Below are 12,240 nucleotides of genomic sequence, written 5' to 3'. Positions count from 1 at the left end.
TCCATACAGGTATAACTACCCATAGATACTATCCCCTCTCAATTGACATGGATGAAGATTATGTTTGAAAAAGTGTTAGCTGCTCCCGCCGATCCTATCCTCGGCCTTACTGAAGAGTTTAAAAAAGACTCTCGTGCAGAGAAAATCAACCTTGGTGTTGGCATCTACAAAAATGAAGCTGGCCAAACGCCTGTACTTAAAACAGTAAAGAAAGCAGAAGCTGCACTTCTTGAAAGCGAAAAAACCAAATCTTACCTGACAATTGAAGGTACAGCTGAGTACGGCCTAGCGGTTCAGAAGCTTCTTTTCGGTTCAGACGCAGAGATCGTAACGTCTCAACGCGCGAAAACTGCACAAGCTCCTGGTGGTACTGGTGCACTTCGCGTTGCTGGCGAATTCATCAAACGCCAACTAGGCGATGCTAAAATCTGGATCAGTAACCCAACTTGGGCAAACCACAACGGCGTTTTCGCTGCTGCGGGTATCGAGACAGCTCAATACAGCTACTACAACGCTGAAACAAAAGACAAAGACTTCGCAGGCATGGTTGCTGACCTAGAGAAAGCTTCTGAAGGCGATATCGTTCTTCTTCACGGCTGCTGTCACAACCCAACAGGTATCGACCCAACAACTGACGAGTGGGAAGTGCTGGCTAAACTGGTTGCTGAGAAGAAACTGCTTCCTTTATTCGATTTTGCTTACCAAGGTTTTGCAAAAGGCGTTGAAGAAGATGCAGCTGGTCTACGTATTTTTGCTCAATACAACAAAGAGATCCTTGTTGCTAGCTCATTCTCTAAGAACTTCGGCTTGTACAACGAGCGTGTAGGTGCATTCACTCTAGTTGCAGAATCTGCAGACGTAGCAACGACAGCGTTCTCTCAAGTTAAGAGCATCATCCGCTCTATCTACTCTAACCCACCAGCGCACGGTAGTGCTGTAGTAACTCACATCCTTGGTGATGCTGATCTACGTGCTGAATGGGAAGCGGAAGTGGCAGAAATGCGTGACCGTATCCAAGAGATGCGTGAGCTATTCGTAACAACACTGAAATCTGAAGGTGTTGATGCAGACTTCACATTCATCGAGCGCCAAAACGGCATGTTCTCTTTCTCTGGCCTAAGCAAAGAGCAAGTAACTCGCCTGAAAGACGAATTCGCTATCTACATTGTTGGTTCTGGCCGTATCAGTGTTGCAGGCATGACTAAGTCAAACATGGGTCCTCTATGTAAAGGTCTTGCTGCGGTTCTTTAATCGAAAAGCGAAACCTGTATCTGTCGACCTATAGCCCATAGCCTATAGATATGCAAAAGCCAGCGATTAAGCTGGCTTTTTTGTGTCTGTCTCTTTGTATATAAGAGCTATGTATATAATAGCTATTAAGGCACTTAGCCTTTTCGTTACTAACACTTAGTCTCTGCGTACTAACGCTTAGCCTCTGCGTTACTGGTTAGTACTCTAAGAAGAACTCTACACCTAGCTCGTTCGTCCTCTCGCTTCCACCTTTACTACCCTCACCATCTCTGTGTTGATAAGAGCCACCAATCGCAAACTTATTGGTCACGAGATAGCGCAAACCCACGTGGTAAATTTCTTCATCAAACAGGTCACTTCGGTTCACTTGCACACTGCCGTTAGCAATCCAACGTTTTGCAAAACCATAGTTGAGTTCGGCTTTTACACCTTGGACAAATTCAGTATCCGATTCGATGGTTTTGTTGCTGCCATTAAGCTCTACCTCACCTTTAGTAATACCCAGCAAGTAAGAAGCGACAATATCCAAATCTTTCTTGATGCTGTAACGATACCCAGCCCCTGCCATTAAGGTATCAATTCGAGTGGTACTTTCATCTGGATGAATGAAGCGTGCACTGTAGTCGCCCAACAACAACCAATCATCCGTCATCGCGTAACTGACGCCTAATCCATACGACGAGGCATTGTTATTACTGCCTGCATCTTCATTTAAACTGCCCGAATGCGCGGTGGCATAAACATGGTCATAATCAAGAATATCCACCGCGTTAGTGTCCGCCCACAAACTTGGAGAAAACATAAAAACCGCAGGTACCAAACTAAGCTTCCACTTCGACATTCCTATCATCCTTCAACTGTCACTCCATTAACTGAAAGATTAGTCTATCCATAAGACTTTAAAAAGGTTTTAGCTCACAGATTGATTTGTGCCGGAAAATTATTATCAAATGTTGTACCATGAAATCATACAAACCAATGGATGATCATTATGGATGCTGAGTTATTAGAGATTCAAAACTTTCTGGCACAATACCCCCCTTTCTCTGAACTTCCTGAAGAGATATTGGTGAAAGTGACCAGTAGTGTAGAAATTTCTTATTACCGCCAAGATACCCCTATCATTCACTTTGGTGATCAAATTCATGATCTCTACATCGTTCGAAGTGGCGAAGTTGAAGTCTATCGTCGTAAGGGCGAACTCTATAATCGCCTTGATGAAGGGCATGTGTTTGGACAAATGGGGTTGCTGACCAACAACAAAGTTCGCTTCCCAGTTAAAGCGACCGAAGATACCCTTCTCTACTGCATCCCTGAGCCGATTTTCCAAGAGCTCTACGACAACTATGATTCATTCGCCGACTTTGTCGAGGTGGAAGATAACGCGCGACTTCGCCAAGCAAACTCAGACAGCAACGACGCCAACGATTTGTCGACATCTAAGGTCAAAACGCTATTGACCAGCGAAGCGCCGATGATCGAGAAAACGCGCACCATCCAACAAGCAGCAACCATGATGGCAGAAGACAATGTCTCTTCTCTACTGATCATCGACCCTGATATTGTTGAAGATGATGAAGACGATTCAACACCTGTTATCGGCATCATTACCGACCGAGACTTATGTACTCGCGTTCTAGCCGAAGGCCTTGACCCGTCGGATGAAGTATCCAGTGTGATGACACCAGAGGTTATCTCACTCGACCACAATGCCTATGTATATGAAGCAATGATGACCATGCTTCGCTACAACGTACACCACTTGCCAGTGCTTAAAGATAAGAAACCTATCGGTATTATCGAAGCGACCGATATTGTTCGCTACGAGTCTCAAAACTCGCTGTTATTGGTAAGCAGCATCTTCCAACAACAAAGCATTGAAGATCTCAAAGTACTTTCTGAACAAGTAAAAGACAGCTTTGTGCGCTTGGTTAACGAAGATGCCAACGCACACATGGTGGGTACCGCAATGTCGGTAATCGGCCGTAGCTTTAAGCAACGTATTATCGAGCTAGGCGAAGAGAAATTAGGTAAAGCGCCCATTCCTTATTGTTTCCTTGCACTCGGCTCGATGGGTCGTGATGAGCAATTGCTCGTCACTGACCAAGATAACGCCATTATTCTTGATGACACCTACGACGAGAAAAAACACGGTAAATACTTTGAAGAGCTATCGACCTTCATTTGTGATGGCTTAGATCAGTGTGGCTATGTGTACTGTACCGGTGACATCATGGCCACCAACCCAACGTGGCGTATGACTCGTCGCCAATGGGAAGAGTGCTTTGCCGATTGGATTGATGATCCAAACCCGAAAGCGCTGTTGAACGCTTCTATCTTCTTTGATTTAGACGGCGTCTACGGCCGCTTGAAATGGGCGGAACAACTGAACAGCTTTATTGTTCGCCGTGCACGTAAGAACAACCGTTTCTTAGCATGTCTTGCTCGTAATGCGCTTAACCGCACACCGCCACTCGGATTCTTCAAAGATTTCGTGATGGAGAAAGATGGCCGTCACAACAACTCAATCAACCTTAAACGTCGTGGTACTGCGCCACTGGCCGATCTAATTCGTGTTCACTCGTTGGCGGTAGCCTCTCGTTCTAAGAACTCATTCGAACGTTTAGATGACATTATCGACGCAGGTATTCTGCCAAAAGGCCGAGCTCAAGACTTGAAAGATGCGATGGAGTTTATCTCCTTAGTTCGTATTCGCCACCAAGCACACGATGTCGACAACAACATAGAACCGGATAACAACATTGAGCCAGAGAACCTATCTGACTTCGAGCGACGTAACCTAAAGGACGCATTCCAAATATTAAGTAATGCGCAGAACTTCCTTAAGTTCCGTTATCAAGCCAGCAATAAGTTTAAGTAGGGCCTATGAACAAACTATTCAAATCACCTGCGGTCGATTGGCCATTTAAGTTTGCTCAAAAGCTGGAACGAGCGAGAGACGAGCGCTTAAAGCGATTTTATAGCCAGCCTCTTCCTGCGCCTGATACGCCATTATCAGAAGTGACCTTCTTAGCTGTCGACTTTGAGACTACGGGTTTAAACCCAAACAAAGATGGCATCATTACCATTGGCCTTGTCCCGTTTACGCTAAATCGTATTTACTTACGACAAGCCAAACACTGGACACTGAGGCCAAAGCAGAAATTAGAAGAGGACTCTGTGGTTATTCATGGCATCACTCATAACGACATCATTGACGCGCCAGACCTTAGCGAGGTGTTAGATGAGATATTAGAATCACTGGCGGGTCACATCCCAGTGGTTCATTACCGTCGTATAGAGCGTGATTTCTTGGATAACGCACTGAAAGTCAGACTAGGTGAAGGGATTGAGTTTCCGGTCCTCGACACGCTCGACATTGAATCTCAAATCCAGAATAAACTGGCTGGCGGCTTATGGAATAAGCTCAAAGGCAAGAAGCCAGCATCAGTAAGGCTTGGTCAAAGTCGCCGTCGATACCATTTGCCGGACTACACGCCGCATCATGCATTAACGGATGCAATTGCGACCGCAGAGTTACTACAAGCGCAGATTGCACATCATTTTAGCCCTGACATGCCGGTTAAAGATTTCTGGTTATAGCTAGATTTAAATACTGTTTAAATCGTACGTGAAGCGACTAGGCATTAACATTAACCGTTAGGCATTAACCGTTAGCCATTAGCCATTAGCCATTAGCCATTAGCCGTTTTACACCTTAATACTCATAACGCTCACATTATCGAAATAGTGAGCGTTTTTTTGCGTATTAGGAAAAGCTTACTCCGCTGTCGGACCAACTAATCGCATTTCCCAATCTTCGACTTTGCCAGTTTCAAGGCGACGCTCTATAAGTGCTCCCCAAGATTCGACTAAAGGTAGCTCCGCCAATTCTTTGAGCTCTTGTTTATCCAAACAACCTGTGAACACCGCCCCCATGATGCGAGTTAACGGCCATTCTGGATAAGGTCTTTCACATAAAATGATCTCATCTCCAGCACCGATAACCCCCTCTTCCAATACACGGAAATACCAGCCAGTTCTTAGCGTATCTTGCAGCCTTCTTGCCATATCATTTTGATCGAATCTCACGTTCAGCTTCCAGCACGGCATACGCCCTTGCGAGACTTCCAACAATGTTGAACCAATACGAATCTTATCTTTCAAGCAAATGGAGTGTTCCGTGATGCCGCTTGAGCTTAGGTTCTCGCCAAATGCGCCTGCAGATTGAAAGATGATTTTGTCACCTAACTCTTCCTGCCAAACTGGGTAGTGCTCGCTTGGGTAGATATGAAGGGCTTTTTGAATACCACCGTGAAAGCGAGGGTCGCCTTGTTCGTCATTGGTAAAACCAAGTTCTGTGGCATGCTGACGCTCAGGTAAAACCTGCTTGTTGATGGCACTGTTTGCACCGTGTGCAAAGGCAACAGTTTTGCCTACCAATACGCTATTTACTACGCCTAACTTCTTCATATCTCTTCCTTCTTACCTGAAACTTATTTGCTGTTTTATACGAGCTAAAGCCAACTTATTGCTCGCCCAGTGATTTAAATACCGGAACCGCTGCTAATACTTCAATGTGGTTTTCTGTGCTCTTTAGGTAACGCGTTTCGCTGTTCGAAAGCAATAGATGGCGCTGATAACCTTCTGTTTTCGGAAACTTAGCCAAGACCGTTTCGAGCGATGTTTCACACTTATTTTGGTTAATACCTTCAATATCGACTTTGAATAGTAGTTGGTTTTCTTTCGATATTTCAACTTGATATCGCATACGCGTGCCCCCTAATTACTTCATTAGCTCTGCTGGGCATGATAGCCTAGTCCCGCAACGTCAGAATAGGGATATAAAGACACTTAACCATGCCAACCCGCCAAATAGATTCTCACTCCGGAATCATCACCTCAAATGAGATGATGGTAGCTAATCCTAATTCACCAGCGTTAGTGAAGACCATCGATATGCCCAAGGGCTACGTCGATACAATGCACCAACATACGTGGCATCAAGTGATCTTCCCACTCAAAGGCCTATTGCAAACGAAAACCGAGCACTACCAGCATCTTGTGCCCCATACTTCTGCTTTGTTTGTGCCTGCAGGGGTTCAACATGAATCTATCGCATTGAGCCATACGACGTTTGTCGGTATTTACCTTAATCCAGCCTTTGGTATTAAGTATGAGCCTCATGTGCGAACCATTACCCTGACGCCGTTTTTGAATGAGTTATTGCAGGAAATTCGCAGACAGTGCGAAGGATTAGTGAGTGATGAAGAGGTATCGCGATTGCTCTCGGTATTGCACGATCAGATCATGAAAGACAACGTTCAGACCTATCAATTGTTGCTACCCGAAGACCGACGTTTGAAGCTTATCTTTGAAGCGCTGACAGAAGCACCAACGTTGAACTTTTCGTTGAAGGAATGGGGAGAGAAAGTCGGCGCATCGGAGCGAACCTTGTCGCGCTTATTCTCAAAAGAGTTCAACACGTCATTTCAGTTATGGCGACAACAAATCCGTCTGATTTACTCGTTATCTTTGCTCGATGAAGAGTTCCCAATCCAAAGTATTGCTGACCAAGTCGGTTATCAAAACGACTCGTCTTACATTAAAGCCTTCAAGGCGTCTTTTGATGTAACGCCGCAACAGTTTCGCTTTAATGGTCGAAGACGGTAATTAGGTCTCTATATTTTCCCCTTCTATGGGAAACAAAAAGAGGAGCCTTAGCTCCTCTTTTCATTGGTAAACATCGAACTCGCTTATTAAGCGTATTTCTCTTCGAAGTCTTTCATGAAGCTAACTAGCGCCTGAACACCTTCCAGAGACATCGCATTGTAAAGTGAAGCCCTTATCCCACCTACCGCTCTGTGGCCTTTGAGTGATTTCAGACCTGCAGCATCAGCTAACTCTAAAAACTTTGCGTCTAGTTCTGGTTTCGCTAATTGGAAAGGTACGTTCATTCTTGAACGGTTTGCGGTGTGAACATCGTTTTTGTAGAAAGCAGAGCTATCAATCGCATTATAAAGCAACGCCGCTTTCTCTTTGTTCACCAACTCCATCGCTTCAACGCCACCTTGAGCTTTCAGCCACTTGAATACAAGTCCTGATAGGTACCAAGCGTAGGTTGGTGGTGTGTTGAACATTGAGTCTTTTTCAGCAAGTACTTTGTAGTTAAGAATGCTCGGCAATACTTCGTTTGCTAGTTCTAGTAGATCATCACGTACGATAGCAATGCAGATACCAGCTGGGCCGATATTCTTTTGAGCACCAGCGTAGATAACACCATACTGAGACACATCGATCTTACGAGACAGAATGTTAGATGACATATCCGCGACGATTGGCTTATCCGTTTGAGGAAGCTCACTGATTTCAATGCCATCGATGGTTTCGTTTGGACAGAAATGTACGTACGCCGCTTCTGGGTCGATTTTCCAATCTTTAGCCGGAACAACCGCCGCTTTGCCATCAATAGATGTCTTCGCGTTAAATACATCGATTTCGCAATATTTGCTCGCTTCAGTCACTGCGCTTTCTGCCCAGTAACCCGCATCAATGTAAGTTGCTTTCGTCGCGTCACCTAGAAGGTTTAGAGGAACAGCAGCGAATTGAGCACGAGCGCCCCCCTGACAGAAAAGAACTTTATAGTTGTCTGGGATGTTCAGAAGATCACGTAGGTCTTGCTCAGACTCATCGGCAACTTGAATAAATTCTTTGCTGCGATGGCTGATTTCCATAACGGAAGTGCCTAAACCATTCCAATCAATGAAGTCTGCTTGCGCTTGTTTCATTACCGGTTTAGGCAGTGCCGCTGGGCCAGCACTAAAGTTGAATACGTTATCTAATGTAAGTTCCATGGGGATAATTGCTCCTGCTAAATAATAACTATGCAAGTAATACCATGTTTTACCCAACATAAAAACAACAAAAGAGGTCTTAAGACCTCTTTTGTTTCGTACCGTACAAAATGTTTAACTTAACCCGTTAGATCGCCCTATCAGTATTAAGCCCGACTCTTTTTATTGAACAAAAGCCGGCATAAGCAGTGCAATTAATGGAATTTCTTGTCCATTTTCAAACACTAGATTTCCATTCTCTAGGTCAGCCGTGATTTCATAACCACTTTCCGTTTGCTTGATCATTTCCATCACGATCAATTCGTCGATACCTTCACGGATAAAAGGGTATTCTTCAACAAGCTCATTTGAGAAGCTAGATTGAACATTACCTGTTAATGCAGGAACAATCATTGAAGGGTTACTGCTGATGTTTTCTGTGCCTTCCGGTACGCTCACCAACCATTTAGATTCAAACTGACCTTTACCTAATTCTAACGACATATTGTTCATTGAAAGGTCGAAGCCTTTAGCAAACAGTACGTCGATGAACGGAATGATCTCAGCCACATCATCTTGTGTCAAAACAGGATTCGCCTGGTAAATTTCAAAGATTTTCTCAAACGACTGGCTGTCCAGTTTCGACATTTCAAAATCGACGTTTAGATTGTTCAACTGGCCTTCGTTAGTCTCAATATTGGCGATATCCAACTTAAGACTGCTGCTCAAGCGCTTAGTCGCTTCATCTAAATGCGATTCAAAATCGTACTTAGAGTTTTCGATGGTCATGAATGGCTGCATTGCAGAATCTGAAATCAAGAAGCTATCAATAGTAAAATTCTGCGTGCCTAACCAGTAACCTTTCGCTTGCTGGCCTGAGCCAATGCCTTTTAGGTTAGAGAGTGTGACCTCTTCACCCGTTTCAAAATCAATTTGAACCGATGGGATAGAAAGCTGGTAATCAACCTGCCCTAATACAGTGGCATGGCCAGACAGATTCGACTTCGTGATAGATACCGAGGTACCATTTTCTTCTGAGCCTTGGTGATTGAACTGGCTTAACTCGAAGTTGAAATCCGTGTTGCCGTTTAGCTCAGTGCTGGTAGTCAGAGTAAGAGGCAGAATGTCAGTATTCTCAAACGTCGACAGCGCGTTTAAGCTCACTAAGCCATGGCTAACCGCACTATTAATGACAAACTCACTCGGTAAGCCATCGAGCGCAAGTTGCTCTTTCAAGCTCTCATCCGTCACAGTTACGCGAGTGGTTACAGTAGAAGAAAGGTAACCTCTATCGTATTCCACGATCTCAGCTTGAATGCTTGAATTGTTAAGCTTTGCAACGCCATCAGTAATCGCATTTTGTCCAATTTGCCCAACCGCTAATGGCCAACAAAGTGCCAATGAGATTGCTCCGCCAATTGCACCAATTTTTCTTAACTGTTCCATGAGTTCTCTTTCTACACTAGTCTGTTTTTTTTAGTCTAACCCATCAGTAGCAAACAAGAAACATTGAGTTAAATCAGTCTATTGCTCGATACTTCGATTGCCTCAATAAATTAACGGCTAGCTCTCATCCTTATTCAGCGGTTCTTGCTAGGCTAGAGACGTCGCTACTATTAAGGTTAAGCTGTGAATCAATACGCTGTTATCTGTTTGGACAATAATCCGGTTAGCATTGAAAGAATACGTTCGGAGCTGGCTCCGTTAGCATCTGTATTCGATATTTATACTGCCGAGAACATAGAAGACGCGCATCACGCATTAGAAGATATCCATGATCACCACCAAACCGTTGCTTTAGTGATCACTCATCATCATTCTGGATTTAATGGTGTGCAATTTCTTATTGAACTGGAACAGCTGCCCCATAGTAATACCGCAAGAACGATATTAGTCAGCGCTTCGTCAGACATTCAATCCATTCTGACCGCGGTGAATGAAGGCCGGCTCAATCACTGCCTAACCAAACCCGTTCAAGATCAAGTTCTATTCAAATCGGCGCAAAAAGAGCTGACCTCTTTTGTTATCCAATACGACTCAGAAAACCTGTTATCTTACAGTGATGCGTTGGATCAACAGCGCTTATTCAGAGCGCACATCGAGCAAAAGATTCATTCTTTTCAATCGGGGTTCATTCACGACTACCACCAGCTTTCTGACAATGCCCTTGCAGAGCGTGTCGTCAGTGCATTACAAGATGTGTTTTCAAAAGATGACAAAACCAAGGCCATTCGAGACTACTCACCCGAACATCTCCTCACTGTAGAAGGTGAAGACAATCGCTTTTTATGGCTGATCATTGAGGGTGAAGCCGCTCTCTATAAAAAAGATGAGTTGGGGCAACAGCGGGAAGTGGTACGACACTCTAAGGGCAACATTGTCGGCGGGATGTCATTTGTGACGGGTGAACCTTCATTCTCAACCGCGATAACCCTAACGCAAACACGAGTCATCAAGCTGGATAAAGATAGCTTTGCTCAAGTGATGCACTCAAACAATACCCTGCTGCCGTTATTCACCAATCTATTGCTCCGTCATTTTAACCGCCGCTTGCAAAGAAGTATCACTAATAAAATCAAGCTGCAACAAACGTTGGAGTCACTAGAGTCTGCACATCAACAATTGATCGAGAAAGAGAAGATGGCGATGCTTGGGCAACTTGTCGCGGGCGTTGCTCATGAGTTGAACAACCCTATTGCCGCGATCTTACGAAGTATTGAAACCTTGTCTGAACATCTCGACCAGATACTCGAAAACTCGTCACTCCCAGAATCGAATAAAGGGACTGACGTGCTGGCGCATTCAAAGTTAGCCAAGCCACTATCAACGGCTCAAGAAAGACAACTCGTAAAGCACCTCACCTCTACTATCGATGATCGTGCGCTAGCCAAAAAAGCCGTGAGACTAAACCTAAGCCAAGACTCGGCGGTTCTAGACACCTTGAAAGACTCACCTGTCGCAGGCAAAGAGCTGCTCAATGACTTAGAGCATTACCACTATGTTGGAAACTCTATCCGCTCAATTCAAGTATGCAGCAAGCGTATTGCCGATATGGTTAAAAGCCTAAAAAGCTATGCCCGAGAAGATGAAGAGGTTCGCCACTACGCGGACATTCACGAAGGGCTTGAAGATACCTTAGTGATCTTTGAAAACAGACTCAAACATCATCAACTCGAAAAACATTACGACACCGAATTACCGCCTTTATTGTGCCAGTCGCTCTCGCTACAACAAGTATGGACGAACCTGATCTCTAACGCACTCGATGCCCTTTCTGAACGAGGAAAAGTGTCAATCACTACCTCTCAACAGACGAAAGGTGACGACACGTTTCTAGTAGTGGAAATTTCCGACACCGGCCATGGCATTGCGAAAGAAGACATCAGCACCATTTTCAACCCAAATTTCACGACCAAAAAAGAAGGTAACTTTGGTTTAGGAATTGGTTTATCTATTTCTCAACAAATCGTTTCGGCTCATCAAGGGTTTATTTTGGTGAAGTCTGAGGTAGGCAGCCATACACACATGCAAGTGTGGCTTCCATTCAAACAAGAAGGAGCACCTCATGAATAAGTACCTAATTTTATGTGTCGATGATGAGCCTGAAGTTCTCAACAGTGTCCTTCAGGACTTGGCGATATTTGAAGAGAACTTTCTGGTTGAAGGTGCTGAGTCTGTCGATGAAGCCAAGCAAGTAATTAAAGAAATGGGACAAGATGGTATAAAGCTCGCGTTAATCTTGTGCGACCATATCATGCCTGACAAAACCGGTATCGACTTTCTCATAGAACTCAATCAGAACGATTACACTAAGCCGACACGCAAACTACTGCTCACAGGGCAAGCAGGCCTGGAAGATACGGTTACGGCCATTAACAACGCTGCGCTTGATTTCTATATTTCTAAGCCTTGGCAAGGTGATCAGCTCAGAGACACGATTACTCAACAACTGACCGACTATGTCATTGCAAACGACAAGCAATTGCTAAACTGGACTTCCATTTTAGATACCGAGCGCATCCTCACGTCAATGGCAAACAAGCGAACAAGCTTTGGTGAATAAGCTAATGCATTGTGAATCGACCTTAAGTTTTGGTGAATCGACCTTAAATTTTGGTGAGTAGTCCCATAAACATGAGATCTCAGTTGCAGAGCA

The 12,240-nt window shown here is 44.4% G+C and carries 11 protein-coding genes; 6 read left to right on the top strand and 5 right to left on the bottom strand.

Going from position 1 to position 12,240, the window contains the following annotated elements:
• Positions 1–60 precede the first annotated feature (60 nt).
• Positions 61–1,251 carry an amino acid aminotransferase gene (locus OCU90_RS06645; RefSeq protein WP_017086475.1) on the top strand — a complete coding sequence of 397 codons (1,191 nt, stop codon included), beginning with the start codon at positions 61–63 and terminating at the stop codon, positions 1,249–1,251.
• Positions 1,252–1,447: 196 nt separating this feature from the next.
• On the opposite strand, the gene OCU90_RS06640 is transcribed toward OCU90_RS06645, so the two are convergent.
• Positions 1,448–2,092, bottom strand: coding sequence for a TonB-dependent receptor (locus OCU90_RS06640; protein ID WP_061024627.1), 645 nt, complete (start codon positions 2,090–2,092; stop codon positions 1,448–1,450).
• A 150-nt stretch (positions 2,093–2,242) separates the two neighbouring features.
• On the opposite strand from OCU90_RS06640, the gene OCU90_RS06635 reads away from it, so the two are divergent.
• Positions 2,243–4,132 carry a DUF294 nucleotidyltransferase-like domain-containing protein gene (locus OCU90_RS06635; protein ID WP_004734701.1) on the top strand — a complete coding sequence of 630 codons (1,890 nt, stop codon included), beginning with the start codon at positions 2,243–2,245 and terminating at the stop codon, positions 4,130–4,132.
• Between the two features lie 5 nt (positions 4,133–4,137).
• Positions 4,138–4,854, top strand: a complete 717-nt coding sequence (locus OCU90_RS06630) for a 3'-5' exonuclease (protein WP_061024625.1) — start codon at positions 4,138–4,140, stop codon at positions 4,852–4,854.
• Between the two features lie 177 nt (positions 4,855–5,031).
• Here OCU90_RS06630 and OCU90_RS06625 read toward each other — a convergent pair whose 3' ends face one another.
• Positions 5,032–5,724, bottom strand: coding sequence for an MOSC domain-containing protein (locus tag OCU90_RS06625; RefSeq protein WP_061024623.1), 693 nt, complete (start codon positions 5,722–5,724; stop codon positions 5,032–5,034).
• A gap of 55 nt (positions 5,725–5,779) precedes the next feature.
• Positions 5,780–6,022 carry a hypothetical protein gene (locus tag OCU90_RS06620; protein WP_004734698.1) on the bottom strand — a complete coding sequence of 81 codons (243 nt, stop codon included), beginning with the start codon at positions 6,020–6,022 and terminating at the stop codon, positions 5,780–5,782.
• A gap of 89 nt (positions 6,023–6,111) precedes the next feature.
• On the opposite strand from OCU90_RS06620, the gene OCU90_RS06615 reads away from it, so the two are divergent.
• The gene (locus tag OCU90_RS06615; RefSeq protein WP_061024621.1) at positions 6,112–6,924 is read left to right on the top strand and encodes an AraC family transcriptional regulator; all 813 of its coding nucleotides are present in this window, start codon (positions 6,112–6,114) and stop codon (positions 6,922–6,924) included.
• 86 nt (positions 6,925–7,010) lie between these two features.
• Here OCU90_RS06615 and serC read toward each other — a convergent pair whose 3' ends face one another.
• Both serC and OCU90_RS06605 read right to left on the bottom strand, forming a co-directional pair.
• Positions 7,011–8,105: a 3-phosphoserine/phosphohydroxythreonine transaminase gene (serC, locus tag OCU90_RS06610; RefSeq protein ID WP_061024619.1), complete on the bottom strand. Its 1,095-nt coding sequence runs from the start codon at positions 8,103–8,105 to the stop codon at positions 7,011–7,013.
• Between the two features lie 162 nt (positions 8,106–8,267).
• Positions 8,268–9,530 (bottom strand): DUF945 family protein, encoded by a 1,263-nt coding sequence (locus OCU90_RS06605; protein ID WP_017088744.1) that lies wholly within the window; start codon positions 9,528–9,530, stop codon positions 8,268–8,270.
• A 183-nt stretch (positions 9,531–9,713) separates the two neighbouring features.
• On the opposite strand from OCU90_RS06605, the gene OCU90_RS06600 reads away from it, so the two are divergent.
• On the top strand, positions 9,714–11,657 hold the full coding sequence (locus OCU90_RS06600; protein ID WP_054540983.1) for an ATP-binding protein: 1,944 nt from the start codon (positions 9,714–9,716) through the stop codon (positions 11,655–11,657).
• Positions 11,650–12,147 carry a response regulator gene (locus tag OCU90_RS06595; RefSeq protein ID WP_004734693.1) on the top strand — a complete coding sequence of 166 codons (498 nt, stop codon included), beginning with the start codon at positions 11,650–11,652 and terminating at the stop codon, positions 12,145–12,147. The genes OCU90_RS06600 and OCU90_RS06595 overlap by 8 nt, the downstream gene beginning before the upstream one ends.
• Positions 12,148–12,240 lie beyond the last annotated feature (93 nt).

Origin of the sequence: Vibrio splendidus, from assembly GCF_024347615.1 — a bacterium.
Lineage (GTDB): Bacteria > Pseudomonadota > Gammaproteobacteria > Enterobacterales > Vibrionaceae > Vibrio > Vibrio splendidus.
Note: the sequence above shows the minus strand (reverse complement) of the source record. Positions and strands in the feature narration are given on the sequence as shown.

Excerpts from the sequence above, each read along its gene's own strand:
- OCU90_RS06645 (WP_017086475.1), top strand. The coding sequence starts at position 61 with ATGTTTGAAAAAGTGTTAGCTGCTCCCGCCGATCCTATCCTCGGCCTT.
- OCU90_RS06640 (WP_061024627.1), bottom strand. The coding sequence starts at position 2,092 with ATGTCGAAGTGGAAGCTTAGTTTGGTACCTGCGGTTTTTATGTTTTCT.
- OCU90_RS06635 (WP_004734701.1), top strand. The coding sequence starts at position 2,243 with ATGGATGCTGAGTTATTAGAGATTCAAAACTTTCTGGCACAATACCCC.
- OCU90_RS06630 (WP_061024625.1), top strand. The coding sequence starts at position 4,138 with ATGAACAAACTATTCAAATCACCTGCGGTCGATTGGCCATTTAAGTTT.
- OCU90_RS06625 (WP_061024623.1), bottom strand. The coding sequence starts at position 5,724 with ATGAAGAAGTTAGGCGTAGTAAATAGCGTATTGGTAGGCAAAACTGTT.
- OCU90_RS06620 (WP_004734698.1), bottom strand. The coding sequence starts at position 6,022 with ATGCGATATCAAGTTGAAATATCGAAAGAAAACCAACTACTATTCAAA.
- OCU90_RS06615 (WP_061024621.1), top strand. The coding sequence starts at position 6,112 with ATGCCAACCCGCCAAATAGATTCTCACTCCGGAATCATCACCTCAAAT.
- serC (WP_061024619.1), bottom strand. The coding sequence starts at position 8,105 with ATGGAACTTACATTAGATAACGTATTCAACTTTAGTGCTGGCCCAGCG.
- OCU90_RS06605 (WP_017088744.1), bottom strand. The coding sequence starts at position 9,530 with ATGGAACAGTTAAGAAAAATTGGTGCAATTGGCGGAGCAATCTCATTG.
- OCU90_RS06595 (WP_004734693.1), top strand. The coding sequence starts at position 11,650 with ATGAATAAGTACCTAATTTTATGTGTCGATGATGAGCCTGAAGTTCTC.